This is a genomic window from Micromonospora sp. NPDC051196 (genome assembly GCF_040682415.1).
Taxonomy (GTDB): domain Bacteria; phylum Actinomycetota; class Actinomycetes; order Mycobacteriales; family Micromonosporaceae; genus Micromonospora.
Map to the genome: position 1 here is coordinate 959,823 of NZ_JBFBAY010000001.1, position 23,550 is coordinate 983,372.

The 23,550-nt window shown below is 71.9% G+C and carries 23 protein-coding genes and 1 pseudogene; 18 read left to right on the forward strand and 6 right to left on the reverse strand.

Annotation, left to right across the window (positions count from 1 at the left end; all coding sequences use genetic code 11):
• Positions 1-18: 18 nt before the first annotated feature.
• The 3 genes from AB0M35_RS04415 to AB0M35_RS04425 all read right to left on the reverse strand — a co-directional run bounded on the left by AB0M35_RS04415 (position 19) and on the right by AB0M35_RS04425 (position 1,590).
• Positions 19-600: a PadR family transcriptional regulator gene (locus AB0M35_RS04415; protein WP_363741266.1), complete on the reverse strand. Its 582-nt coding sequence runs from the start codon at positions 598-600 to the stop codon at positions 19-21.
• A gap of 91 nt (positions 601-691) precedes the next feature.
• Positions 692-1,132, reverse strand: a complete 441-nt coding sequence (locus tag AB0M35_RS04420) for a ferritin-like domain-containing protein (RefSeq protein WP_363741269.1) — start codon at positions 1,130-1,132, stop codon at positions 692-694.
• Complete coding sequence (locus AB0M35_RS04425; RefSeq protein WP_363741923.1) at positions 1,132-1,590, reverse strand: hypothetical protein; 459 nt, start codon at positions 1,588-1,590, stop codon at positions 1,132-1,134. Before AB0M35_RS04425 ends, AB0M35_RS04420 begins: the two co-directional genes overlap by 1 nt.
• 217 nt (positions 1,591-1,807) lie before the next feature.
• Here AB0M35_RS04425 and rimP point away from each other — a divergent pair, with 217 nt between their 5' ends.
• The 10 genes and pseudogenes from rimP to AB0M35_RS04475 all read left to right on the forward strand — a co-directional run bounded on the left by rimP (position 1,808) and on the right by AB0M35_RS04475 (position 11,719).
• On the forward strand, positions 1,808-2,458 hold the full coding sequence (gene rimP, locus AB0M35_RS04430) for a ribosome maturation factor RimP (RefSeq protein WP_363741272.1): 651 nt from the start codon (positions 1,808-1,810) through the stop codon (positions 2,456-2,458).
• Positions 2,455-3,498: a transcription termination factor NusA gene (nusA, locus tag AB0M35_RS04435; protein ID WP_363741274.1), complete on the forward strand. Its 1,044-nt coding sequence runs from the start codon at positions 2,455-2,457 to the stop codon at positions 3,496-3,498. Before rimP ends, nusA begins: the two co-directional genes overlap by 4 nt.
• A 16-nt stretch (positions 3,499-3,514) precedes the next feature.
• Positions 3,515-3,845, forward strand: a pseudogene (locus AB0M35_RS04440) (YlxR family protein).
• 91 nt (positions 3,846-3,936) lie between these two features.
• Entirely contained in the window at positions 3,937-6,936 is a 3,000-nt protein-coding gene (infB, locus tag AB0M35_RS04445) for a translation initiation factor IF-2 (protein WP_363741276.1), read from the forward strand.
• A gap of 91 nt (positions 6,937-7,027) precedes the next feature.
• Positions 7,028-7,321: a DUF503 domain-containing protein gene (locus AB0M35_RS04450; protein ID WP_363741278.1), complete on the forward strand. Its 294-nt coding sequence runs from the start codon at positions 7,028-7,030 to the stop codon at positions 7,319-7,321.
• 141 nt (positions 7,322-7,462) lie between these two features.
• The gene (gene rbfA, locus AB0M35_RS04455; protein WP_363741280.1) at positions 7,463-7,945 is read left to right on the forward strand and encodes a 30S ribosome-binding factor RbfA; all 483 of its coding nucleotides are present in this window, start codon (positions 7,463-7,465) and stop codon (positions 7,943-7,945) included.
• Positions 7,942-9,129, forward strand: a complete 1,188-nt coding sequence (locus tag AB0M35_RS04460; protein WP_363741282.1) for a bifunctional oligoribonuclease/PAP phosphatase NrnA — start codon at positions 7,942-7,944, stop codon at positions 9,127-9,129. Before rbfA ends, AB0M35_RS04460 begins: the two co-directional genes overlap by 4 nt.
• A 64-nt stretch (positions 9,130-9,193) precedes the next feature.
• Positions 9,194-9,601 (forward strand): hypothetical protein, encoded by a 408-nt coding sequence (locus AB0M35_RS04465; RefSeq protein WP_363741925.1) that lies wholly within the window; start codon positions 9,194-9,196, stop codon positions 9,599-9,601.
• On the forward strand, positions 9,601-9,810 hold the full coding sequence (locus AB0M35_RS04470) for a DUF6186 family protein (protein ID WP_199180319.1): 210 nt from the start codon (positions 9,601-9,603) through the stop codon (positions 9,808-9,810). Before AB0M35_RS04465 ends, AB0M35_RS04470 begins: the two co-directional genes overlap by 1 nt.
• Positions 9,811-10,369: 559 nt before the next feature.
• Positions 10,370-11,719, forward strand: coding sequence for an MATE family efflux transporter (locus tag AB0M35_RS04475; protein ID WP_363741284.1), 1,350 nt, complete (start codon positions 10,370-10,372; stop codon positions 11,717-11,719).
• A gap of 28 nt (positions 11,720-11,747) precedes the next feature.
• On the opposite strand, the gene AB0M35_RS04480 is transcribed toward AB0M35_RS04475, so the two are convergent.
• Positions 11,748-12,056 carry a hypothetical protein gene (locus AB0M35_RS04480; RefSeq protein ID WP_363741286.1) on the reverse strand — a complete coding sequence of 103 codons (309 nt, stop codon included), beginning with the start codon at positions 12,054-12,056 and terminating at the stop codon, positions 11,748-11,750.
• A 189-nt stretch (positions 12,057-12,245) separates the two neighbouring features.
• On the opposite strand from AB0M35_RS04480, the gene truB reads away from it, so the two are divergent.
• From truB to dapB, 6 genes are all read left to right on the forward strand, one after another.
• Positions 12,246-13,088, forward strand: a complete 843-nt coding sequence (gene truB / locus AB0M35_RS04485; protein ID WP_363741927.1) for a tRNA pseudouridine(55) synthase TruB — start codon at positions 12,246-12,248, stop codon at positions 13,086-13,088.
• Positions 13,089-13,136: 48 nt separating this feature from the next.
• Complete coding sequence (locus tag AB0M35_RS04490; RefSeq protein WP_363741288.1) at positions 13,137-14,066, forward strand: bifunctional riboflavin kinase/FAD synthetase; 930 nt, start codon at positions 13,137-13,139, stop codon at positions 14,064-14,066.
• 209 nt (positions 14,067-14,275) lie between these two features.
• Entirely contained in the window at positions 14,276-14,545 is a 270-nt protein-coding gene (gene rpsO / locus AB0M35_RS04495; protein ID WP_111243763.1) for a 30S ribosomal protein S15, read from the forward strand.
• Positions 14,546-14,767: 222 nt separating this feature from the next.
• The gene (locus tag AB0M35_RS04500; RefSeq protein ID WP_363741290.1) at positions 14,768-17,134 is read left to right on the forward strand and encodes a polyribonucleotide nucleotidyltransferase; all 2,367 of its coding nucleotides are present in this window, start codon (positions 14,768-14,770) and stop codon (positions 17,132-17,134) included.
• A gap of 227 nt (positions 17,135-17,361) precedes the next feature.
• Positions 17,362-18,648, forward strand: coding sequence for a pitrilysin family protein (locus AB0M35_RS04505; RefSeq protein ID WP_363741930.1), 1,287 nt, complete (start codon positions 17,362-17,364; stop codon positions 18,646-18,648).
• Between the two features lie 188 nt (positions 18,649-18,836).
• Positions 18,837-19,604, forward strand: a complete 768-nt coding sequence (dapB, locus tag AB0M35_RS04510) for a 4-hydroxy-tetrahydrodipicolinate reductase (RefSeq protein ID WP_363741292.1) — start codon at positions 18,837-18,839, stop codon at positions 19,602-19,604.
• Between the two features lie 111 nt (positions 19,605-19,715).
• Here the strand turns inward: dapB and AB0M35_RS04515 are convergent, their stop codons facing one another.
• Positions 19,716-20,297, reverse strand: coding sequence for a GNAT family N-acetyltransferase (locus AB0M35_RS04515; protein ID WP_363741294.1), 582 nt, complete (start codon positions 20,295-20,297; stop codon positions 19,716-19,718).
• A gap of 35 nt (positions 20,298-20,332) precedes the next feature.
• Between AB0M35_RS04515 and AB0M35_RS04520 the strand changes: the two genes are divergently transcribed.
• Positions 20,333-21,619 carry a glycosyltransferase family 87 protein gene (locus AB0M35_RS04520; protein ID WP_363741933.1) on the forward strand — a complete coding sequence of 429 codons (1,287 nt, stop codon included), beginning with the start codon at positions 20,333-20,335 and terminating at the stop codon, positions 21,617-21,619.
• Here AB0M35_RS04520 and AB0M35_RS04525 read toward each other — a convergent pair.
• Positions 21,518-22,069, reverse strand: coding sequence for a GNAT family N-acetyltransferase (locus AB0M35_RS04525; RefSeq protein WP_363741296.1), 552 nt, complete (start codon positions 22,067-22,069; stop codon positions 21,518-21,520). The two genes, AB0M35_RS04520 and AB0M35_RS04525, sit on opposite strands and share 102 nt — an antisense overlap.
• An 80-nt stretch (positions 22,070-22,149) precedes the next feature.
• On the opposite strand from AB0M35_RS04525, the gene AB0M35_RS04530 reads away from it, so the two are divergent.
• Positions 22,150-23,379 carry a crosslink repair DNA glycosylase YcaQ family protein gene (locus AB0M35_RS04530; protein ID WP_363741298.1) on the forward strand — a complete coding sequence of 410 codons (1,230 nt, stop codon included), beginning with the start codon at positions 22,150-22,152 and terminating at the stop codon, positions 23,377-23,379.
• The last annotated feature ends 171 nt before the right edge of the window (positions 23,380-23,550 follow it).

The following is a 23,550-nucleotide window of genomic DNA, read 5'->3' on the forward strand; positions in this document are numbered from 1 at the left end:
CCGGCTCGTTCGCCGCACTCACCGTCGTGCCTCCTCACCCCTGTGGCCCACCGCCTCGGAGTTGGACGCTGGGCCGGAAGCCGGGGGGCGGTGCCGTGCCAGGCTGGTTTCACAGTGGTCGAGCCAACGCACCTCGGCCTCGGCCTGGAACATCATCGCGTCCAGCACCAGACGCCAGGGCAGATCCTCCGGCCGGTCGCTGGCGTACTTCAACCGGGTCAACTCCTGCAATGTACGCATGGTGGCGGTGCGCTGGTTCTGCACCACCGTGCGGACGTCCACCCCCGGTGTGGTCAACGCCAGCGCCAACTTGATCGCCAGCTCGTCGCGGGGGCGGTCGGTGCGGCTGATCGGGGTGGCGAACCACAGCGCCAGGTCCGCCCGCCCGGCGTCGGTGATCTCGTACGGCCGCTGCCCGGCCTCGCTTTCCGGCAGGGATCGGACGAGGCCGTCACGTTCCAGCCGGGACAGCGTCGTGTAGACCTGCCCGATGTTCAGCGGCCAGGTCGAGCCGGTCGACTCCTCGAAGGCGGCCCGCAGCTGGTAGCCGTACATCTGGCCGCGTTCGAGCAGGGCGAGCAGACCGTGGCGGATGGACATGTAGCGGAGTATGCATACCTGGTATGCCGGACCGCAACCGCAGGGCTACTCGGATACTCGCGTTCCGGCCCCGCGCCGGCGGGGCGGTGCTTCAGCCGGGGCGGCCGGGAAAGGCCACGGTCAGCGGGCTGATCCCGGCGGTACGCCGCCACCGGGTCGCCCGTACCGCGTACTCGATCAGGGCGGTCAGTGCCCGGTCCCGTTCCGCACCCGCGCTGGTGGGCAGTACCGCCCGCCAGAACGCCGCGGTGCGCTCCTCCACCTCGACGGCGAGCCGGAGCGCGCTGGCCCGGTCGGTCACCGGGAACGGCAGCGCGTACCCGGGCCGGTCCGGCGGGACGTCGGCTCCGCCGGTACTCAACTGCAACACCAGCGCGTCACGTCGGCTGCGGTGCGCGGCCTCCGCCTCGACGGCGGCCTTGCGTTCGGCGTCGGCGAGGCGTACCCCGATCGGGCCGTACGCCCAGATCGCCGCGTATTCGGCGGTGAGCGCGGCGGCGAGCGGCTCCTCGGCGCCGGTCGGTGCGGTCATCACTTGAGCGCCTCCAGGTGGGTGGCCCGCGCGGCGGCGATCGAGCCGAGCAGCGCGGCCCGCTCACCGGGCGCCGCGGCGCAGGCCGCGGTCGCCGAGTCCCGGCCGGCACGTTCGGCCTTGCGCAGCGCGGCCAGGGTGGCGGTCCGGTCCGTCGGTGGTTCGGGTGACGGCGGTCCGGCCGAACCGGGCGGGGGCGCCGACGGAAGGGTCGTGCCGGTCACCCGGGCGAGTTCTGTGGCGTGCGCCTCATGCGTCTCGGCCAGTGGGACGAGGCGGGCGGCCAGGTCGGGATGGGCATCGCCGGCGGCGCGCAGCCCGGCCGCGAGACGCAGCGACTCGTCGATCAGTGGGGCGAGCGGGTCCGGCCGTGGTGGCTCGTCACGGTCGAGGAAGCCACATCCACTCAGCGGCGCGGCGGCCCCGCCGAGCGCCAGCAACGCGCCGACCCGCAGCACCGCGCGTCGGGGAAGCGGGGATCCGTCCCGCCGAGTCGTTCTGCCCATCACCACCGGACAAGTCAACACCATCACCACGGCCCGTGTACGGCAGTGGCGTCGGTGCGCCGCCCGGGCCCTCTGCGGGCGGGCGCGTTACGCTCTGCGCAGCCACCGGCGCGTCCGCTCCGGTGGCGTGCCGGCATGGCAGTCGGCGAGCAGTGAAAGGGTCGGACAGATGACGCAGCGTGGCCGTGCCACCAGAACAGCGGGACGACCCCGCGGCGGCCCGGCTCCGCGAGGCGGCCAGGTTCCCCGAGGTGACCTCGCCGCCCGTCGGGAGCGGCTACGCGCGGTGATCGCACCCGTGATCGACGGTGCCGGCTACGACCTGGAGGACCTGTCCGTGTCCCGGGCCGGCCGTCGGCACGTGGTTCGGGTGATCGTCGATGCCGACGGCGGGATCAACCTGGACGCGGTGGCCGACGTCTCCCGGGCGGTCTCGGCGGCGCTGGACGCGGCCGAGGAGACCGGTGGCGACATCGTCGCCGGGGAATACCAGCTGGAGGTCAGCTCCCCGGGCGTGGACCGCCCGCTGACCCTGCCCCGGCACTGGCGGCGCAACGTCGGCCGACTGGCCCGGGTGACCGTCCGGAGCGCGGGGGAGTCCGGCGCCCGACCGGCGGGTGACCGACAGGTCACCGGGCGGGTGCTCGCCGCGGACGACGAATGTGTGGTGCTGGAGATCGACGGTGCGCGTGCCCAGTGGCCGCACACCGATCTCGGCCCCGGCCGGGTGCAGGTCGAATTCAGCCGCCTCGACGAACTGCCCGAACCTGAAGACGTCGACGACGATGACGATGACGATGTGGAGGACGAGGAGAGGTGAACATCGACCTCGCGGCGCTGCGCGCACTCGAGCGCGAGCGGGAGATCCCGTTCGACACGATCCTCGCGGCGATCGAGACCGCGCTGCTGACCGCGTACCGGCACACCGAGGGTGCCCAGTCGCACGCCCGGGTGGAGATCGACCGTAAGAACGGCGCGGCCCTGGTCTACGCCCAGGAGATGGATCCGGAGGGCGCCGTCGTACGGGAGTGGGACGACACTCCGCACGACTTCGGCCGGATCGCCGCCATGACCGCCAAGCAGGTGATCCTCCAGCGGCTGCGGGAGGCCACCGACGAGGTGCACTTCGGTGAGTACGTCGGTCGCGACGGTGACCTGGTGACCGGGGTCGTGCAGGCGCACGAGGCGCGGGCCGAGAAGGGCATCGTCACCGTCGACCTGGGCAAGCTGGAGGGTGTCCTGCCGCAGTCCGAGCAGGTGCCCGGGGAGCGGTACACCCACGGTGAGCGGATCCGGTGCGTGGTGGTGCACGTGACCAAGGGCATGCGTGGGCCGCAGATCACGCTGTCCCGTACGCATCCGAACCTGGTGAAGAAGCTCTTCGCCCTGGAGGTGCCGGAGATCGCCGACGGCACCGTCGAGATCAGTGCGATCGCCCGTGAGGCAGGTCACCGTACGAAGATCGCGGTGCGCTCCACCGCCTCCGGTGTCAACCCCAAGGGCGCCTGCATCGGCCCGATGGGTCAGCGAGTCCGGGCGGTGATGAGCGAGTTGCACGGCGAGAAGATCGACATCATCGACTGGTCGGACGACCCGGCCACCTTCGTCGGCAACGCGCTCTCGCCGGCCAAGGCCCTGCGGGTCGAGGTGGTCGACCTGGCGAACCGGGCGGCACGGGTGACCGTTCCGGACTTCCAGCTGTCGCTCGCGATCGGGCGGGAAGGGCAGAATGCCCGGCTTGCTGCTCGGCTGACCGGTTGGCGGATCGACATCCGGTCGGACGCCGAGCAGGCTGGCGCTGCCGGTCGGACTGGAGTCGATCAGGTCCGGGAACCGGGCGGCGCGGTCTCGGGCAGCTAGGGGTAGACTTCCACCAGTGGCACGACGCACGCAGCCGGAGCGCACCTGTGTGGGCTGCCGACAGCGTGCGCCGGCCAATGAATTACTGCGGATCGTCGCGATCGACGACGAGGCTGGTCACAGTCTCCGGCCCGATCCGTCCCGCAGACTGCCGGGTCGGGGAGCGAGCATGCACCCGGATCCGGCCTGCTTCGCGCAGGCAGTGCGGCGCCGCGCCTTCGGGCGTGCGCTGCGCCTCGCCGGGGCTCCTGACGACGGAGCCCTCGCGGAGTACCTGACGCGTCAACCACCACGTCCGGCCACCCGGTCGGGCGAGGTTCGCTAGCAAGGTAGGACGACCAGCATGAGCACACGATGAAGTCCCAGAAATGACCAGGCTTCAAGTGCACGAGTGAGGTCTGCGGGTGCTGCCCGCACGACCTCGGAGTGAGGAGTGCAGTGGCAGGTAAGGCCCGCGTACACGAGCTTGCAAAGGAGCTCGGGGTCGAAAGCAAGACCGTTCTCGCCAAGTTGAAGGAAATGGGCGAGTTCGTGAAGTCCGCGTCGAGCACCGTCGAGGCGCCGGTCGCCCGGCGGCTGCGTAGCGCCTTCGTCGCCTCCGGTGGAGCTGGTGCTCCGGCGGCTGCGCCGTCGGCCGCGCCGGCTCCAGCGGCACCGACCCCGTCGCCGACCCCCGGCGAGCCCCGGATCACCGCCAAGCCGACGCCACCTCGGCGTCCGGCGGCTCCCGGGCCCAAGCCGAAGGCCCCGGTGCCCGGTCCGCCGCCGCCGGCGGCCCCGGTCGCCAAGCCGGCGAGCGCTCACGACATCGAGGTGGCCGCCGCCGAGGCGCGTGCGGCTGCGCTGAAGGCTGAGCAGGAGGCTGCGGTCAAGGCCGCGCAGGCCGCCCGCCAGCAGCAGCGTGACAACGTCCGCCGGGAACCCCCGGCGGAAGGGACCGCCCGTCCGGGTCCCGGTCCCCGTCCCGGCCCCGGCAACATGCCGCCCCGTCCGGGTTCCCCGGCTGCGGGCCGTCCTGGTGGTCCGACCCCCGGCCCTGGTGGCCGGCAGGGCCGTCCGCCGGCGCGGGGCGCCGGTAACAACCCGTTCGGCATCCAGGGCAGCCAGCAGCAGCGTCCGCCGGCCGCCGGTGCCGGTGGGCCCCGTCCGAGCCCGGCGTCCATGCCGCCGCGGCCGAGCCCGGCGTCCATGCCGCCGCGGCCCAGCCCGGCGTCGATGCCGAGCCAGCGTCCCGGTCGTCCGGGTGGTCCTGGCGCCGGTCGTCCCGGTGGTGGCGGCGGTGCCGGTCGTCCCGGTGGCGGTGGCGGCGGTGGTGGCTACCGTGGCGGTCCCGGTGGTGGCGGCGGTGGCGGTGGCTACCGTGGCGGCCCCGGTGGCGGTGGTGGTGCCGGTGGCGGTGGCTACCGTGGCGGCCCCGGCGGTGGCGCCGGTGCCGGTGGCGGATTCCGCCCAGGTGCGCCGGCCGGTGGCGGTGGGCGTCCGGGTGGTGGCGGCCGTGGCCGTGGCGGCGGTGCCGCCGGTGCCTTCGGGCGTCCGGGTGGTAAGCCGACCCGTGGTCGCAAGTCCAAGAAGCAGCGCAGACAGGAGTTCGACAACCTGTCGGCTCCGACCATGAGCTCGGGTGCTCCCCGGGGTCAGGGGCAGATGGTCCGGCTCTCCCGGGGCGCCTCGCTGTCGGACTTCGCCGACAAGATCAACGCCAACCCGGGTTCGCTGGTCCAGGAGATGTTCAACCTGGGCGAGATGGTCACCGCGACCCAGTCGTGCTCCGACGACACCCTGCTGCTGCTGGGTGAGCACCTTGGCTTCAACGTGCAGATCGTCAGCCCGGAGGACGAGGATCGCGAGCTGCTCGCGCAGTTCAACATCGACCTCGACGCCGAGGTGGCGGAGGACCGCCTGGTCAGCCGTGCGCCGGTGGTGACCGTCATGGGTCACGTCGACCACGGTAAGACCAAGCTGCTCGACGCGATCCGTAAGGCGAACGTGGTGGCCGGCGAGGCGGGTGGCATCACCCAGCACATCGGCGCCTACCAGGTCCACGTCCCGCACGAGGGCGAGGACCGGGCGGTCACCTTCATCGACACCCCGGGTCACGAGGCGTTCACCGCCATGCGTGCCCGTGGTGCCCAGGTCACCGACATCGTGATCCTGGTGGTGGCGGCCGACGACGGCGTGATGCCGCAGACCATCGAGGCGCTCAACCACGCCAAGGCGGCGGATGTGCCGATCGTGGTCGCGGTCAACAAGGTCGACAAGCCGGAGGCCAACCCGGACAAGGTCCGCCAGCAGCTGACCGAGTACGGCCTGGTCGCCGAGGAGTACGGCGGCGACACCATGTTCGTCAACGTGGCCGCGAAGCCCGGCATCGGCATCGAGGACCTCCTCGAAGCGGTGCTGCTCACCGCCGACGCGTCGCTGGAGCTGACCGCTCCGATCGACGGGCCGGCGCAGGGTGTGGCCATCGAGGCGCACCTGGACAAGGGCCGTGGTGCGGTGGCGACGGTGCTGGTGCAGAAGGGCACCCTGCGGGCCGGCGACTCGATCGTCGCCGGTGGGGCGCACGGCCGGGTCCGGGCAATGCTCGACGAGAACGGCAACCAGGTCACCGAGGCGGGTCCGGCGCGTCCGGTCATGGTGCTCGGTCTGACCGCGGTGCCGGGCGCGGGCGACACCTTCCTGGCTGCGGCGGACGACCGCACGGTGCGGCAGATCGCCGAGCAGCGCCAGGCGCGGCGGCGGGCGGCGGCGTTCGCCAACTCCCGTGGCCGGGCCACCCTTGAGACGCTCATGGAGCAGCTCAAGGAGGGCGAGAAGACGTCGCTCAACCTCATCCTCAAGGGTGACGTCTCCGGTTCGGTGGAGGCCCTGGAGGACGCGCTGTTCAACCTCGACATCCCCGAGGAGGTCCAGCTCAAGGTCCTCGACCGGGGCGTCGGCGCGATCACGGAGAGCAACGTCATGCTCGCCAGCGCCTCGTCCGAGCCGGTCACGATCATCGGCTTCAACGTGCGGGCCTCGAACAAGGTCCGCGAGATGGCCGACCGCGAGGGCGTGGAGATCCGGTACTACACCGTCATCTACCAGGCCATCGAGGAGATCGAGGCGGCGCTCAAGGGCCTGCTCAAGCCGGAGTACGAGGAGGTCGAGCTCGGCACCGCGGAGATCCGCGACGTCTTCCGCTCGTCCAAGATCGGCAACATCTCCGGTTGCATCGTCCGGTCGGGTGTCATCCGGCGTAACGCGAAGGCGCGCCTGCTGCGCGACGGCACGGTCGTGGCGGACAACCTCACGATCAGCTCGCTCAAGCGGTTCAAGGACGACGCGACGGAGGTCCGCGAGGGCTTCGAGTGCGGTCTGACCCTGGGTGGTTACAACAACGTCCAGGTCGGCGACGTGATCGAGACCTTCGAGATGCGGGAGAAGGTTCGCGCCTGATCCTGCGGTGACGCACTGATCAAGGGGTTTACGCCGATCGGCGTAAACCCCTTGATCATGCGGGGTGGGGTGCGGGTAGTGTCCGCAGACGATGTACACCGCAACCGCAGTATTCGACCTGCTGCTGCCGGGTGACTCCCGGTCGCTGAAGGCTAAGAGATCGTACGTACGGCCGATTCTGGCGGCGCTGCGCCGCTTCGAGGTCTCGGCCGCCGAGGTGGGCGCGCTCGACCTGCACGGGCGAGCGGAGATAGGTGTGGCGGTGGTGGCCGCTGAGGCGGCCCACGCCCGCGAGGTACTTGATTCCTGCGAACGTCTGGTGGCCGGTCGACCGGAGATCGAACTGCTGTCGGTACGTCGCCGGCTGCACGGCGCGGACGACTGACCCTACGGTGATCGGGGCATCGGCCGCCCGCGCGGCGGCCGATACGGCGCGGGTAGGGTTCGAGGTGTTAGGGCCGGCCCGGCCCGGTGACGTCGGCGTCAACCGGTCCGGTCGGTAGCGGCACACCGTGGAGGTGGCGAGATGACGGATCCGGCCAAGGTACGCCGGCACGCGGAGCGGGTGCGTGAGCTGGTCGCGTCGGTGGTGCGGAGCCAGATCAAGGACCCGCGGCTCGGCATGATCACCATCACCGACGCGCGGATCACCGCCGACCTCCGCGACGCCACTGTCTTCTACACGGTGCTCGGCGACGCGGCGGCCCAGGCGGGCACCGCAGCCGCACTGGACAGTGCCAAGGGCATGCTGCGCAGCACGGTGGGCAAGGCGCTGGGCCTACGCCACTCGCCGACGCTGACCTTCGTCCTGGACGATGTGCAGGACCAGGTCAAGCACATCGATGATCTGCTTGCCGCGGCCCGTAACGCCGACGCCGAGGTGCAGCGCCTCGCGGCCCGGGCCGAGTACGCCGGTGAAGCTCAGCCGTACCGCCTGGACGACGACGAGGACTCCGAGGACTCCGAGGACGGCGACGTCGACGATGCCCGGGGCGGGGACCGGCGGTGACCGCCCCGTCCGGCGGCGCCATGACCGAGGTGGATCCGACTGTCACGCCGCCGGGACCGGCTCGGGCTGGCGTCGGCGGCTCCCCGCCGGACCGGCTGGCATCTTCCGATTCAGCTCTGGACCGGCCGGCGGGCGCTTCTCCCGGCTCGGCGCCGGTCGGCCCCGCAGAGGCCGACTGGGTAGCGGCGGTGGCAGCTGTACGCCGGCTGCCACCCGACGGTCGGGTGTTGCTGATCTGCCACGTCAACCCGGACGGCGACGCGCTGGGCAGCATGCTCGGCTTCGGGCTCGGACTGCGCCGGCTCGGTGTGGGGCGGCTACAAGCGACCTTCCCCGGCCCACCGGAGGTTCCCGAGCCGTTCCGAGGGCTGCCCGGCCTGGAGTTGCTGGTGCCGGCGACGGAGGCGGACCCGGAGCCGGATCTGGTCATCTGCTTCGACGCGGCGAGCGAGTCGCGGCTCGGTGAACTGGCCGATCGGCTGACCGGCGCGGGCACCGCACTGGTACTCGATCATCACGCCTCGAACGCCGGCTTCGGTGACGTCAACCTGGTCGACCCGGGTGCTGCGGCGACCTCGGTGGTCGCGGAGGAACTGCTGGCCCGGCTCGGCGTCCCACTCGACGCCGGCATCGCCGAATGCCTGTACGTGGCGTTGAGCACCGACACCGGCTCGTTCCGGTTCGACGCGACGACCGTGGCGGTGCACGAGATGGCGGCCCGGCTGTTGGCCACCGGCATCCGCCCCGGTGAGATCTCTCGGCGGATCTTCGACAACCGTCCGTTCGGCGCGGTGCGTCTCTTCGGTGAGGTGCTCGGCCGGGCCCGGTTGGAGCCCGCCGCCGCTGCCGGGAACGGCCTGGTCTGGACCTACGCGACGCTTGACGACCTGGCGCGGCACGACCAACAACCGTACGTGTTGGAGGCCCTGATCGATCCGGTCCGGTGCACTGCGGAGGCCGACGTGAGCTGTGTGGTCAAGCAGACCGGGCCGGCCGAGTGGGCGGTGTCCCTGCGCAGCAAGGGCGCGATCGACGTCAGTCGGGTTGCCGTTGCGCTGGGCGGCGGCGGGCATCGCCTTGCCGCCGGCTTCACCGGACGTGGGACCGTCGACGAGGTGATTGCTCGGATCCGGACGGAACTGGACGTACCAGTGGTGGAAGGCCGCATCGACCAGCAACGGTGACATCCGGGCCGATACCAGGGGTGTTGACCTTTCCGTACCTGGACAGGATCGGGAGAATCGGATGATGGAGCAGCCCCACGACCTCACCGTCGAGGCCCCTCGTACCTGGGAGCGCCCGGTCGTCAGTGTGCCGGTGCTCGTCGCTCTCTCCCTGGTCGGCGGTCGTTTCCCGTCCTTCTCCACGGAGGCCAACCTCTATGTCTTCGGGGCCGGCGGCGTACTGATCTGGCTCGGGCTGTCGAACCGGGTGCCGCGCCGGCCGGCGCCGCAGCGGCTGAGTTCGGGTGCGGTCTGGTGGACGCTGCCGGTCCTGGTGTTCGGCGTCTTCGAGGGAGCGACGTTCTTCTCGGCGGCCGGTGAGGACTTCCCCACCTTCTCCCTGCTGGCGGACCCGCTGTTGGAGGATCGGCTGGTGCGTTCCGCCGGCTGGCTGGTGTGGCTGTCGGCGTTCTGGGGGTTGGCGCGGCGATGATGCGGGCAGTGGCGATCGGTGGATTCCTGGTCGGCCTGGCGCTGTTCGGGCTGGTCGAGTGGTTGGCCCGCCGGGAGGGCTCGCGGATTCCGACCCTCGGCGAGGTCTGCGCGTACGTGATGCGCTACGAGGTGGGTCCCGTCCCGGTCGGGCGGATTGGGCTGTTCGGCTTCTGGTGGTGGGTCGGCTGGCATTTCCTGGCCCGGTGACGGGATCTGAGTCGTCCAGATGCCGGGAACCGCGGGCAACATGTGGACCTGAACGATAACTTGGGTATCGGCCGACGCCACTTTCGGTGCAGGTCAGGATGGCGGAGCTATACCCTGTGACGCTTTCCTCCAGGGTCGACCGACCCGGGCCGTACGTCGTCTGTCCACCGCTTCGGCGACCCCGGAGCACGTGGCCCGACGCCTCAGTTACACCGCCCGTGACGCGCCGCCGCGTTCGGCGGCGCGCGCCCTGGAAGGGGTTCGCCATGCCCGCCAAGCCCAAGCCCGAGACCACCGACGAGGCCCGCGAGCAGGCCCGCCGCGCCCTGCAGACCTCCATGGACACCCGTCAGTGACGGTACGCGACCGGCGGTGACGCCGAGCCGTTTCGTGCGTACGGCGTCACCGCCCGGCTGTTCGCCTGCCCCCTGTGTCTTCGACCCTGGCGCCCGCGCCGCCGGTTTTCGCGCTGCCCGCCCGACGGTGTGACGCGATCCGCCAAAGGTAAGCAGCACATCTGCCTTGCCTCCTTACACATCGCATGCCACCATCGGCGGCGATGAGCCAGCCCACCCAACCCGTCGACCGTGTCGCCTCGCCGCGCCGGATCGCCGCGCTCGCCCTGCCGGCCCTCGTGGTCCTCGCCGCCGAGCCGCTCTACGTCCTGGTGGACACCGCTGTCGTCGGACATCTGGGCCGGGTTCCGTTGGCGGCCGTCGCCGTCGGTGGCACCGTGATGACCCTCACCGCCTGGGTGGGCACCGTCGTCGCGTACGGCACCACCGGGCGCGCCGCCCGCCGCTTCGGTGCCGGGGACCGGGCTGCCGCAGTGGCCGAGGGTGTCCAAGCCTCGTGGCTCGCGCTCGCCCTGGGCGTGCTGGTCGCAGTCGGCATGCAGATCGGTGGCCCGGCGCTCACCGGTGCCCTGGCCGGTGGTGGTGACGTCGGCAGGGCCGCCGGTGAGTGGCTGCGCATCGCCGCGTTCGGCGCACCCGGGCTGCTGCTCGCCGCCGCCGGCAACGGCTGGCTGCGTGGTGTGCAGGACACCCGCCGGCCGCTGTGGTTCGTGGTCGGACCGAACCTGCTCTCCGCGGTGCTCTGCCCGGTGCTCGTCTATCCCGTGGGTATGGGCCTCAACGGCTCCGCGGTGGCGAATGTGATCGCGCAGACCCTCTCCGGCGTGCTCTTCGCCGCAGCGCTGGTCGCCGAGCGGGTGGCCCTGCGCCCGCACCCACGGGTCATCGGCCAGCAACTCGTGCTCAGCCGGGACCTCCTGATCCGGGGCTTGGCGTTCCAGGCCAGCTTCCTGTCCGCGACGGCCGTGGCCGCCCGGATCGGCGCCGCCTCGGTCGGTGCCCACCAGATCGCGGTACAGCTCTGGTTCTTCGCGGCGCTGGTCCTCGACGCGCTGGCCATCGCCGCGCAGGCGCTGGTCGGCGCCGCCCTCGGTGCCGGCGACGCCGAGGCGGCCCGCGCGTTGGCCAAGCGGATCGGCCGGTTCGGTGCGGTCTGCGGGGCGGCGTTCGCCGTGCTGGCCGCGGCCGGCACGGGCGTCGTACCGACCTGGTTCAGCGCCGACCCGGCGGTACACGAGCAGGCGTTGGTGGCCTGGCCCTGGTTCGTCGTCATGCTGCCGCTGGCGGGGGTGGTGTTCGCCCTCGACGGTGTCCTGATCGGTGCCGGCGACATTCGTTATCTGCGAAATCTCACCGTGGCCGGTGTCCTCGGCGGGTTCCTTCCCGCCATCTGGCTCTCCCACGCCTTCGCGCTCGGCCTCGGCGGCATCTGGGCCGGTCTGCTGCTGTTCACCGTGATCCGGCTGATCGGCCTGCTGCTGCGACTGGGCGGTGGCGCCTGGGCGGTGACCGGGGCGGTCCGCACCGAGCAGCGCGCGGGCAGTGCCGCCTGACCGCTGGCCCGACTGGTCAGGCCTGGCCCTAGAGGGCGTAGACCAGCAGCACCAGGGCCGTCCCCACGGCCCAGGAGACGACCATGGCGACCACCTTGAAGGTGTTCGGATAGCGCTGGTAGAGGCGGTCCCGATCCTGCCAGGCCCACCAGCGGCGGCGGAGCCGGCTCGCGCCGGGCAGCGCGGCGAACGCCCCGGCCACCCGGGCGCCCAGCGTGCGCCTCGGCGGTGGCGGGTCGAGCATCCAGTCGGGCAGCGTGGTCGACTGCCGGGGCGTACGCAGGCGAACCGGTGCATCGGTGACTGGCCGGTCGGTGGGTGTGCCGTCCGTGGTCATCTCGGTCTCCCCGTGGTCTGCGGCGCCGAGCCGGCCGACGCCGATGTGCGCCCATCGTTACAGTCCCCTCCCAGGCCGTAAATCCGGTTTCGGCGGGCGGTCGTCCGCTGCCGAGCCCGCCGCGTCGATCTGGCAGGCTTGCACGTCGTGAGCACAGACGGTCTGATCGTGGTGGACAAGCCGGGCGGCATGACGTCGCACGACGTCGTGGCGCGCATCCGCCGGTTGGCGCGTACCCGGCGGGTGGGACACGGGGGCACCCTCGACCCGATGGCCACCGGCGTGCTGGTGATTGGGGTGGGTCGGGCGACCCGCCTGCTGACGTACGTGATCGGCGCTGACAAGTGCTACGCGGCCACCATTCGGCTCGGTCAGGCCACCGTCACCGACGACGCGGAAGGCGACGTGATCTCCACCGCTGCTGCCGGTGGGCTGACCGACGAGGCGATCCGAGCCGCGCTGGCCGCATTGACCGGCCAGATCGACCAGGTGCCGAGCGCGGTCAGCGCCATCAAGATCGATGGGCAGCGGGCGTACAAGCGGGTCCGGGACGGCGAGAGCGTCGACCTGCCGGCCCGGCGGGTCACCGTGTCGCGGCTGGACGTACTGGCGATCCGGCGCGACCAGCCCGACGTGGTGGACGTCGACGTCCAGGTGGCCTGCTCGACCGGCACGTACATCCGGGCGATCGCCCGGGACGCGGGCCTGGCACTGCGGGTCGGCGGGCACCTCACCGCGTTGCGGCGTACCGCTGTGGGTGGTTTCACCCTTGCCGAGGCCGCCACCCTCGATGACCTGGAGCAGCGCGCACCCGAAGTGGTCGACCTGCCGTTGGCGGCGGCGGCCGCCCGGTTCTTCACCCGCCGGGACGCCAGCCCGGACGAGGCCAAGGTGCTCTCCCACGGCGGACCGCTCGACGCGGTCGGTCACGCCGGGCCGTACGCGGTCTTCGATCCGGCCGGCCAGTTGATCGCTATCGTCAGCGAGCGGGCCGGCCGGGCCCGCGCGGAGATCGTGCTCGCCCCGGCGTGACAGCAGCCGGCGGCCGAGCGGAGCACCGGGCAACAGGAGAGGATCAGCATGCAGCGGTGGCGGGGGTACGACGCGGCGCCGGGGGGCTGGGGACGCTCGGTCGTCACCATCGGTGTTTTCGACGGCGTGCACAAGGGTCACCAGGCCACCATCGGGCACGCCGTGGCCCGCGCCCGGGAGTTGGGCGTGCAGTCGGTCGTGGTCACCTTCGACCCGCATCCGGCGGAGGTGGTCCGGCCGGGTTCCCATCCGGCGGTGCTCACCGAGCCGGCGCGCAAGGCGGAGTTGATCGAGGCGCTCGGCGTCGACGTGCTCTGTGTGGTGCCGTTCACCCCCGAGTTCTCCCGACTGCCGGCCGAGGCGTTCGTCCATGACGTGCTGGTCGAGCACCTGCACGCCACCTTGGTGGTGGTGGGGGACAACTTCCGGTTCGGGCACCGGGCGGCCGGCGACGTGGCGCTGTTGGAGCAGCTCGGCCGCACGTTCGGCTTCGCCGTCGAGGGCGCCCCGCTGGTGGCCGAGGCCGGTACCGTCTTCTCCTCGACGTACATCCGCTCCTGCGTCGATGCCGGCGACGTGACGGCGGCGGCCAGCGCACTGGGGCGGCCGCACCGGCTGGAGGGCGTGGTGGTCCGGGGCGACCAGCGCGGCCGTGAGCTGGGTTTCCCGACCGCGAACCTGCTCTGCCACCGGTACGCCGCGATTCCCGCAGACGGGATCTACGCCGCCTGGCTGATCCGTCGCGGTCAGCGGCAGCCGCTGGGCGCGGCCGTGTCGATCGGCACCAACCCGACCTTCTCCGGCCGGGAGCGCCGGGTCGAGGCGTACGCGCTGGATTTCGACGGCGACCTGTACGGCGAGCGGCTCGCCCTGGACTTCGTGGCGCGTCTACGGGGGCAGGTCCGGTTCGATTCGATCGAGCCGCTGGTCGCCCAGATCGCCCAGGACGTCGAGCGGACCCGCAGGGCGCTCGCCTGAGTGGCCTCATCCGGGCGATCGGGACGAGGTGCTGGTAGGCTGGCGGAGACGTCGGCTGACCGACGTGTGTCCTCGCATGTCTGCTCGACGCCGCGGATGTGAGGGCGCGTCCGGTAGCGGTGCCCGGCCTGTGGCGGTGCTCAGCCTGTAGCAATGCATCAGCCCGGCCCGCACGGACAGCATCGACAACCCACTGGAACAGGGAGAACATGGCGCTCGACCAGCAGTCAAAGGCCAAGATCCGCGAGGAGTACGCGACCGTCGAGGGCGACACCGGTTCGCCCGAGGTGCAGGTCGCTGTCCTCACCAAGCGGATCGCTGACCTCACCGAGCACCTGAAGGTGCACAAGCACGACCACCACAGCCGCCGTGGGCTGCTGCTGCTGGTCGGCCGCCGCCGTCGGCTGCTCAACTACGTGCAGAAGAAGGACATCAACCGCTACCGGTCGCTCATCGAGCGACTCGGCCTGCGCCGGTGACGTGAGACGGGGGAGTGGCCACCGGCCGCTCCCCCGTCGCGTCCCACCTCGAGACACGGGCCGCGAGCACCCAGACAGGGGAGCCGTCGGCGTACCGGTCTCCGGTAGTGGCCTCCGGGCGCCTCCGGCATTTTGCCGCTGGTCCCGGGCGCTTCGATCGAAGACCGGCCGTCGGTACAGCTCCCGCTCGTGGCCCCCGATGCGAAGGAGCATTGCCGCACCATGACCGAGACCAAACTCGGCACCGAATCCCGTACCGCCGTGATCGACAACGGGTCCTTCGGCACCCGTGAGATCACTTTCTCCACCGGTCGGCTGGCCCGGCAGGCCGCCGGCTCCGTCATCGCCCAGCTCGGCGAGACGGTCGTCCTCTCCGCCACCACCGCCGGCAAGCAGCCGAAGGAGCAGTTCGACTTCTTCCCGCTGACCGTCGACGTCGAGGAGCGGATGTACGCCGCGGGCCGGATCCCCGGTTCGTTCTTCCGCCGTGAGGGCCGCCCCAGCGAGGACGCCATCCTCACCTGCCGCCTGATCGACCGGCCGCTGCGCCCGTCGTTCGTCAAGGGCCTGCGCAACGAGGTCCAGGTGGTCGAGACGATCCTCGCGCTCGACCCCCAGCACCCGTACGACGTGGTGGCGATCAACGCCGCCTCGATGTCGACCAAGCTGTCCGGCCTGCCGTTCTCCGGCCCGATCGGGGCCACCCGGATGGCGCACGTCGACGGCCAGTGGGTCGCCTTCCCGACCCACGAGGAGCTGAGCCGGGCCACCTTCGACATGGTGGTGGCCGGTCGGGCCCTGCCCGACGGCGACGTCGCGATCATGATGGTCGAGGCCGAGGCCACCGAGCACACCGTCAAGCTGGTCGCCGGCGGCGCCCCGGCGCCCACCGAGGAGGTCGTGGCCAGCGGCCTGGAGGCCGCCAAGCCGGCCATCCGTGAGCTGTGCCGGGCGCAGAGCGAGCTGGCCGACGTGGCCGCCAAGCCGGTCGCCGAGTTCCCGGTCTTCCTGGACTACCAGGACGACGCGTACGACGCGGTTGCCGAGTTCGCTCGCGCCGACGTCGCCGAGGCCCTCCAGATCGCCGGCAAGGCGGACCGCGAGGAGGCCCTGGACGCGGTCAAGGCCCGCCTGCTGGAGGAGGTCGGCCCGCGCTTCGAGGGTCGGGAGAAGGAGCTGTCGGCCGCCTTCCGCTCGCTGACCAAGTCCGAGGTACGCAACCGGGTACTGCGTGAGCAGGTCCGCATCGACGGCCGTGGCCCGCGTGACATCCGGCCGCTGAACGCCGAGGTCGGCGTGCTGCCCCGGGTGCACGGCTCGGCGCTGTTCGAGCGCGGTGAGACCCAGATCCTCGGCGTCACCACGCTCAACATGCTGCGCATGGAGCAGGCGCTGGACACCCTCTCCCCGGAGAAGTCCAAGCGCTACATGCACAACTACAACTTCCCGCCGTACTCCACCGGTGAGACCGGCCGGGTCGGCTCGCCGAAGCGCCGCGAGATCGGGCACGGCGCGCTCGCCGAGCGGGCACTGATCCCGGTGCTGCCCTCGCGCGAGGAGTTCCCGTACGCCATCCGGCAGGTCTCCGAGGCGCTCGGCTCCAACGGCTCCACCTCGATGGGGTCGGTCTGCGCCTCCACGCTGGGTCTGCTCAGCGCCGGTGTGCCGCTGAAGGCGCCGGTGGCCGGCATCGCCATGGGCCTCATCTCCGACGAGGTGGACGGCAAGACCCAGTACGTGACGCTGACCGACATCCTCGGTGCCGAGGACGCCTTCGGTGACATGGACTTCAAGGTCGCCGGCACCCGCGACTTCGTCACCGCGTTGCAGCTCGACACCAAGCTCGACGGCATCCCGTCCGACGTGCTTGCGGCCGCGCTCCAGCAGGCCCACGAGGCCCGGCAGACCATCCTCGACGTGATGCAGCGGGCCATCGAGGCTCCGGCCGAGATGTCCGACTACGCGCCGCGGGTCACCACGGTGAAGATCCCGGTCGACAAGATCGGCATGGTGATCGGCCCGAAGGGTCAGACCATCAACGCCATCCAGGACGAGACCGGCGCCGAGATCTCCATCGAGGACGACGGCACGATCTACGTCGGTGCGACCAACGGCCCGTCGGCGCAGGCAGCCGTCGAGCGGATCAACGCGATCGCCAACCCGACCATGCCGAAGGCCGGTGACCGGTTCCTCGGCACCGTGGTCAAGACCGCACCGTTCGGCGCGTTCGTCTCGCTGCTGCCCGGCCGCGACGGCCTGCTGCACATCTCCAAGGTGGGCGACGGCAAGCGGGTCGAGAAGGTCGAGGACTTCCTCAACGTCGGCGACCGGGTCGAGGTCGAGATCGCCGACATCGACCAGCGCGGCAAGATCTACCTGGACAAGGTCCGCCCCGAGGGCGCCGAGGCACCGGCTCCCGCCGAGGCGGGCGACGAGCGGCCGGCCAGCCGTGACCGGGGTGACCGTGCCCCGCGTGACCGCGGTGACCGTGAGCGCGGCGGCGACCGTGGCGGCCGTGGCCCGGAGCGGGGCGAGGGCGGCGAAGGTGGCGGCGACAACCGGCCGCGTCGGCGCACCCGGCACAGCTGATCTCCGACCAACCGTACTGATCCGCTGACCGGCCGGGCGACATCGTCGCCCGGCCGGTTCGTCACCGTCCACCCTCGTCGTACTGGAAGCAGGTTGCCGTGAGTCGCACCCGGCGTTCGTCCCTGTCCGTGGCTCGCCCGGGGGCGACGCCGCCCGGCGCCGGTGGCCGGCACGCCGTCGGCACCGTCCGTCCGGCCGGCGGCTCGACCCGGGCCGTCACCCGGACGTTGAGTGACGACCCGTTGGGCGGTACGGTGCGTCGCACCGTGCTGCCCAGTGGGCTGCGCGTACTGACCGAGGCGATCCCGGCCATGCGCAGCGTCTCGTTCGGCATCTGGGTGGCGGTGGGTTCCCGGGACGAGACCGGGCCGCAGGCCGGTGCCGCGCACTTCCTGGAGCACCTGCTGTTCAAGGGCACCCACAAGCGGGGTGCGTTGGAGATCTCCTCGTCGATCGAGGCGGTGGGTGGCGAGACCAACGCCTTCACCACGAAGGAGTACACCTGCTACTACGCGCGGGTGCTGGACGAGGACCTGCCGCTGGCCATCGACGTGATGTGTGATCTGGTCGCCGACTCGGTGCTGGAACCGGCCGATGTGGAGACCGAGCGGGGCGTGATCCTCGAGGAGATCGCCATGCACGACGACGAGCCCGGTGACGAGGTGCACGACCTTTTCGCCCGGGCCGTCTACGGCGACCATCCGCTGGGCCGGCTGATCTCCGGCACCTCGGACACCGTCACCCCGATGACCCGTCGCCAGATCCAGGCCTTCTACCGGCGCCGCTACGTCGCACCGCAGATCGTCATCGCGGCCGCCGGAAACCTCGATCACTCCGCCGTGGTCCGGCTGGTCCGGCAGGCGCTGCGAGGCACCCCGCTGGACACCGACCCGGCCTCGCCCGCGCCGTACCGACCGGCCACCCCGACGGTACGCACCCGGGCCGCCAGCACGGTGGTGGAGGCGAAGGAGACCGAGCAGGCGCACGTGGTACTCGGCTGCCCGGCCATCGACCGGCTCGACGAGCGGCGCTTCGCGCTCGGCGTACTGAACAACGTGCTCGGCGGCGGCATGTCCAGCCGACTGTTCCAGGAGATCCGGGAGCAGCGCGGGCTGGCCTACTCGGTCTACTCCTACGCCAGCCAGTACGCCGACAGCGGTCTGTTCGGCGTCTACGCCGGCTGTGCCCCGGGGCGGGTCGACGAGGTGCTGGAACTGACCCGGGCCGAGCTTGCGCGTACCGCCGAGCACGGCATCACCGAGGTCGAACTCGCCCGAGGCAAGGGGATGAGCAAGGGCGCCTTCGTGCTCGGGCTGGAGGACACCGGCTCGCGGATGAGCCGGCTGGCCAAGGGTGAACTGCTCTACGGCAACCTGATGCCGGTCAACGAACTGCTCGACCGGGTCGACGCGGTCACCTTGGACGACGTCAACACCCTCGCCGCCGACCTGCTCGCCCGGCCGATGTCCCTGGCGGTGGTCGGCCCGTTCACCGACCGCGACTTCACCGCCTGACCGTCTCCGCCCCGCCAACCCCGCCCGCCCCGGGCTGGCCTCGGGGTGGGCGGAGATCAACACCGTTACAGCGCGATGGCGGTAACCCGGTCGACCGGATACCGCCATTGCGCCGTAACGGAGTCGGTCACGCCGCATCTGCCGGCTCTGGCGCTGGCTGCGGAGTCGATTGGGATAGGTTGTGCCGCGTGACTGACGAGCGGGAAAAGGCCGGGCCGATCAGGGTCGGCGTAGTGGGTGCGCGGGGCCGGATGGGCGCCGAGGTGTGCAGGGCCGTCGACGCCGCTGCCGACACGACGCTGGTGGCGGCGGTGGACCAGGGCGACGAACTGGCCGCCGTCGCGGACGCCGGTGCGCAGGTGGTCGTCGACTTCACCACCCCCGGTGTGGTCATGGACAACCTGCGTTGGTGCATCGAGCAGGGCATCCACGCGGTGGTCGGCACCACCGGCTTCACCGAACAGCGCCTCGACCAGGTGCGCGACTGGTTGGCCGCCAAGCCGGGCGTGGGTGTGGTGATCGCCCCGAACTTCGGCATCGGCGCCGTACTGATGATGCAGTTCGCCGCCCGCGCCGCCCGGCACTTCGAGTCCGTCGAGATCATCGAGCAGCACCACCCGCGCAAGCTCGACGCGCCAAGTGGCACCGCCACCCACACCGCCCGCCTGATCGCGGCGGCCCGCGCCGAGGCCGGGCTGGGCCCGGTGCCGGACGCGACCGCCGACGAGGTGGCCGGTGCCCGGGGCGCCGACATCGACGGGGTACGCGTGCACGCGGTACGCGCCACCGGGCTGGTCGCCCACCAGGAGGTGCTCTTCGGCACCACCGGCGAGACGCTGACCATCCGGCACGACTCGTACGACCGGGTCTCGTTCATGCCCGGCGTGCTGGTCGCGGTCCGCGCGGTCGGCAACCGCCCCGGCCTGACCGTCGGCCTGGACCCGCTGCTCGACTGAGCGTCTCGCCGGGGCCGGGCTCACCCGGCCCCGGCCCGCTCGGGCCGTCCAGGCCGGTTCGGGTCGTCCAGCCGGCTCCGGCTCGGGACCGCTCAGCCGGCCGCAGGTCGGTCAGCTGGCGTCGGCCGGCTCGGTGGGGACCGCGACGTGCAGGCGGAGCTGGGGGACCAGCATGTCGTCCACGTCCAGCGCGCGGCCCGCGCCATCGGGTTCCCACCCGGCGGCGGTGAGGAACTTGCGGGACGCCTGGTCACCCTCGAAGACCCAGGCCAGCGCCCGGCTGAAGCCGGACTCACGCCACAGGTCGACGCTGGCGGCCAACAGCCGGCTGCCGTGTCCACGGCGGCCCCAACGCGGCTCCACCAGCAGGTCGGTCACCGCGACCACGTCCGGGCCGAGGGCGTCGGCCGGCTCGTTCGGGGCCAGCGCCTCGGCGTCGACCGGACCGGAGGCGGCGAAGCCCACCAGATACGATTGCTCGGCCTGCTCGACGGCGACCAGTACCCGATGGTTCTCGCTGGGCGGTTGGCGTACCGCAGCCTCCCAGCGCTGGGCGAGCAACGCCTCGTCGAGGTTGGCCAGCACGTGCCGGGGCAGCAGTCGCCGGTAGGCGACCCGCCAGGTGGCGAGCTGGATGCGTGCGATCTCGCCGGCGTCCTCCGGACGCGCCGGGCGGACAAACCCGAGAGCCATGGGACGACAGCCTACGCAGGGTGAGGGAGGCGACGGTGGCGCAGGGTGCCAGGCGGACGATCGGACAGATCGTCGTCGTGGTCGTGCTCGCCGTCGCGGTGGCCGCCTTCCTGTCCGTGGCGGCGGCCCGACACGGCTTCTTCGACCTCGGGGTCTACCGGGGTGCGCTGGTCTGGTGGGCACGCGACGGTGGGGAACTCTACGACTACCTGCGGCCCGGCACCCAGTACGGCTTCACCTACCCGCCGTTCGCCGCGCTGATGATGTTGCCGATGGCATACCTGCCCTGGCATGCGGCGATCGTGGTGAGCGTGGCCGCAGGCGTGGCGACCAGCGCGGTGCTGATCTGGTGGCTGCTCGACCCGGTGTCGCGGCGGGCCGGCTGGACCCGCTGGTTCGCCTTCGTGGTGGCGCTCTGCCTCGCCGCCGCGTTCGAGCCGATGCGCGAGACCATCAACTTCGGCCAGGTCAACACCCTGCTGCTGTGCCTGGTCGCGATCGATCTGCTGCGGCTGCTGCCGAACGGCAGCCGGTGGGCCGGGATCGGCATCGGCCTGGCCACCGCGATCAAGCTCACGCCGGGCATCTTCCTCGTCTACCTGCTGGTGACCGGCCGCATCCGGGCGGCGGTCACCGCCGTCGCCGCCGCGACCGGGGCGACGGTGCTCGCCGCCGCGCTGTTCCCGGACGCCTCCCGGGAGTTCTGGACCACCGCGTTGTGGAACACCGGCCGGGTCGGTGAGCTGGCGTTCGTCTCCAACCAGTCGCTGCGCGGCGTGGTGGCCCGACTCGATCCGACCAGCCCCAGCACGCTGGCCTGGCTGGTGCTGGTGGCCGCGACGGTGGCGCTGTGGGTGTGGCGGTCCCGCGCCGCCGCGTCCGCCGGAAACGAGGCCGCCGGCCTGGCCCTGACCGGCGTGGTGATGTGCCTGGTCAGCCCGGTCACCTGGGTGCACCACCTGGTCTGGCTGCTGCCCGGCCTGCTCCTGCTGGTCGAGGACGGCATGGCCGCGCCGTCGCGCAGCCGCCGACGTCGCGTCCTGCTGGTCGCCGCGGCCGTCGGGTACGGCTTCCTGAGCAGCCGGATCGTCTGGGCGTGGGAGAAGGACTTCACCGGGCTGGACGGGTTCGTGTTCAGCAACACCTACGTGTGGATCAGCCTGGCGTTGCTGGCTTTCCTGCCGGTGCGCCGGCCCGGTGCGGTCGACGGCGCGTCGGCCTCAGCCGTCGAGCCGTCCGGCGTAACGCAGTTCGACCAGACCGAGCGGCGCACGCCCGCCGGACAGCGGCACCGGATAGGTCGACCGCTCACCGTCCGGTGACAGCCCGGCCCGCTGGTAGAACCGGCGGGCCCGGTGGTTGTCCGCCAGTACCCACACCCGGTACTCCGTCCAGTCCCGGTCGCGCAGGCCGGCTTGGGCCGCCGCGAGCAGAGCCTTCGCCGTGCCGTCACCCCAGTGCTCGGGCGCCACGTACATCGCCACCACCTCGCCGTACGCCGGATCGAGGTCGCCCCGGTCCTGGTTGTTGCGGTACGGGCCGAAGGTGGTGAACCCGGCGAGCGTGCCGTCGGTCTCGGCGAGCAGGGTGGTGAAGGGATGCTCCGGATCGGCGGTGCCGAGATCACGGCGGCGCTGTGCCCAGGCGACCGGGTTCAGTCGATCCAGCACCTCGTCCGGCATGATCCCGGCGTACCCGGCCTGCCACCCCCTGATGTGCACGCGGGCGATCGCCTCGGCGTCGGCGGCCTGTTCGCGGCGGATGGTCGGCATGATTGCCGTTCTACGCGGCCGGCGGCGGCAGGTCCAGCGTCGTGCACGGGTGTCGTACGGCTGACGTAGCCTGCCTGGCGATGGCCGCACCGGAATCGCTCTCGCTCGCCCAGGCCCGGCGGATCGCACTGGCCGCACAGGGCTTCCTCGACCCTGCGCCCACCGGGGCGCCCACCCGCCGTCACCTGCGCCGGGTGCTAGACCGGGTCGGCCTGATCCAGATGGATTCGGTCAACGTGCTGCAACGGGCGCACTACCTGCCGCTATACAGCCGGATCGGGTCCTACCCGACGTCGCTGCTCGACTCGGCCGCCTACCGGGCGCCCCGTGAGATGTTCGAATACTGGGGGCACGAGGCGTCGCTGGTGCCGGTCGGTCTGCATCCGGCGCTGCGTTGGCGAATGGCCCGGGCACACGCCGACGCCTGGGGCGGCATGCGGCGCATTGCACAGGAGCAGCCGAAACTGGTGGCCTGGGTCCGTGACGAGGTGGCCGCCCGAGGGCCGTTGACCGTGGCCGAGATCGAGCACGACGCGCCCCGAGCGACCGGCAACTGGGGGTGGAACTGGTCGGCGGTCAAGCAGGCCCTGGAGTTCCTCTTCTGGGCCGGTGAGGTCTGCGCCGCCGAGCGCACCACCTCCTTCGCCCGCCGCTACGACCTGCCCGAACGGGTGCTGCCGGCCGAGGTGCTGGGCACTCCGACACCCTCCGACGCCGAGGCGTACCGCACGCTGGTCGGCATCGCCGCCCGGTCGCTCGGGGTGGCCGCCGAGCCGGAGCTGCGGGACTACTTCCGGCTGCCGGTGGCCGGGGCCCGACAGGCCATCGCCGAGCTGGCCGAGGCGGGGGAGTTGCGACCGGTCACGGTGCAGGGCTGGCGGCAGCCGGCCTGGCTGCACGGCCAGGCCCGGCTGCCCCGGTGGGTACGCGGCAACACGCTGGTCAGCCCGTTCGACCCGCTGGTCTGGGAACGTGGCCGCACCGAGCGGCTGTTCGACTTCACCTACCGCATCGAGATCTACGTGCCGGCGGCGCAACGGGTGCACGGCTACTACGTGTTGCCGTTCCGGCAGGGTGAACGCTTCACCGCCCGGGTCGACCTCAAGGCCGACCGCAGAGCCGGGGTGCTGCTGGTGCCGGCCGCCTGGGTGGAGCCGGGCGCCGACCCGGGTGAGACCGCCGTGGCGCTGGCCGCCGAGCTGTACCGGCTGGCCGGCTGGCTCGGCCTGGACGCGGTGGCGCCGCCGGCCGCCGGTGACCTCGCCGCCCCGTTGGCCGCCGCCCTGGTGGGTGTGGCCGGTGTACGGTGAGCCTCGTGACGAGCGTTGACCGACCGCCCGCCCAGCCGCACCCGCCGACCGGAGCACCAACCCCGGCCGGTGCGCCGGTCGAGGCCGTGCCGACCGCTGTCGGGCCGGGCAGCGTCGGGCCGGCCCCTGAGGGGCGCGACGGTGTGGTGCCGGGTGGTGTCGAGTCGGGCG

Coding starts and splice junctions, on each gene's coding strand:
- AB0M35_RS04415 (WP_363741266.1), bottom strand. CDS start 600: ATGTCCATCCGCCACGGTCTGCTCGCCCTGCTCGAACGCGGCCAGATG.
- AB0M35_RS04420 (WP_363741269.1), bottom strand. CDS start 1,132: ATGACCGCACCGACCGGCGCCGAGGAGCCGCTCGCCGCCGCGCTCACC.
- rimP (WP_363741272.1), top strand. CDS start 1,808: ATGACGCAGCGTGGCCGTGCCACCAGAACAGCGGGACGACCCCGCGGC.
- AB0M35_RS04450 (WP_363741278.1), top strand. CDS start 7,028: ATGTACACCGCAACCGCAGTATTCGACCTGCTGCTGCCGGGTGACTCC.
- rbfA (WP_363741280.1), top strand. CDS start 7,463: ATGACGGATCCGGCCAAGGTACGCCGGCACGCGGAGCGGGTGCGTGAG.
- AB0M35_RS04465 (WP_363741925.1), top strand. CDS start 9,194: ATGGAGCAGCCCCACGACCTCACCGTCGAGGCCCCTCGTACCTGGGAG.
- AB0M35_RS04470 (WP_199180319.1), top strand. CDS start 9,601: ATGCGGGCAGTGGCGATCGGTGGATTCCTGGTCGGCCTGGCGCTGTTC.
- AB0M35_RS04475 (WP_363741284.1), top strand. CDS start 10,370: ATGAGCCAGCCCACCCAACCCGTCGACCGTGTCGCCTCGCCGCGCCGG.
- AB0M35_RS04480 (WP_363741286.1), bottom strand. CDS start 12,056: ATGACCACGGACGGCACACCCACCGACCGGCCAGTCACCGATGCACCG.
- truB (WP_363741927.1), top strand. CDS start 12,246: ATGACGTCGCACGACGTCGTGGCGCGCATCCGCCGGTTGGCGCGTACC.
- AB0M35_RS04490 (WP_363741288.1), top strand. CDS start 13,137: ATGCAGCGGTGGCGGGGGTACGACGCGGCGCCGGGGGGCTGGGGACGC.
- rpsO (WP_111243763.1), top strand. CDS start 14,276: ATGGCGCTCGACCAGCAGTCAAAGGCCAAGATCCGCGAGGAGTACGCG.
- AB0M35_RS04500 (WP_363741290.1), top strand. CDS start 14,768: ATGACCGAGACCAAACTCGGCACCGAATCCCGTACCGCCGTGATCGAC.
- AB0M35_RS04515 (WP_363741294.1), bottom strand. CDS start 20,297: ATGGCTCTCGGGTTTGTCCGCCCGGCGCGTCCGGAGGACGCCGGCGAG.
- AB0M35_RS04525 (WP_363741296.1), bottom strand. CDS start 22,069: ATGCCGACCATCCGCCGCGAACAGGCCGCCGACGCCGAGGCGATCGCC.
- AB0M35_RS04530 (WP_363741298.1), top strand. CDS start 22,150: ATGGCCGCACCGGAATCGCTCTCGCTCGCCCAGGCCCGGCGGATCGCA.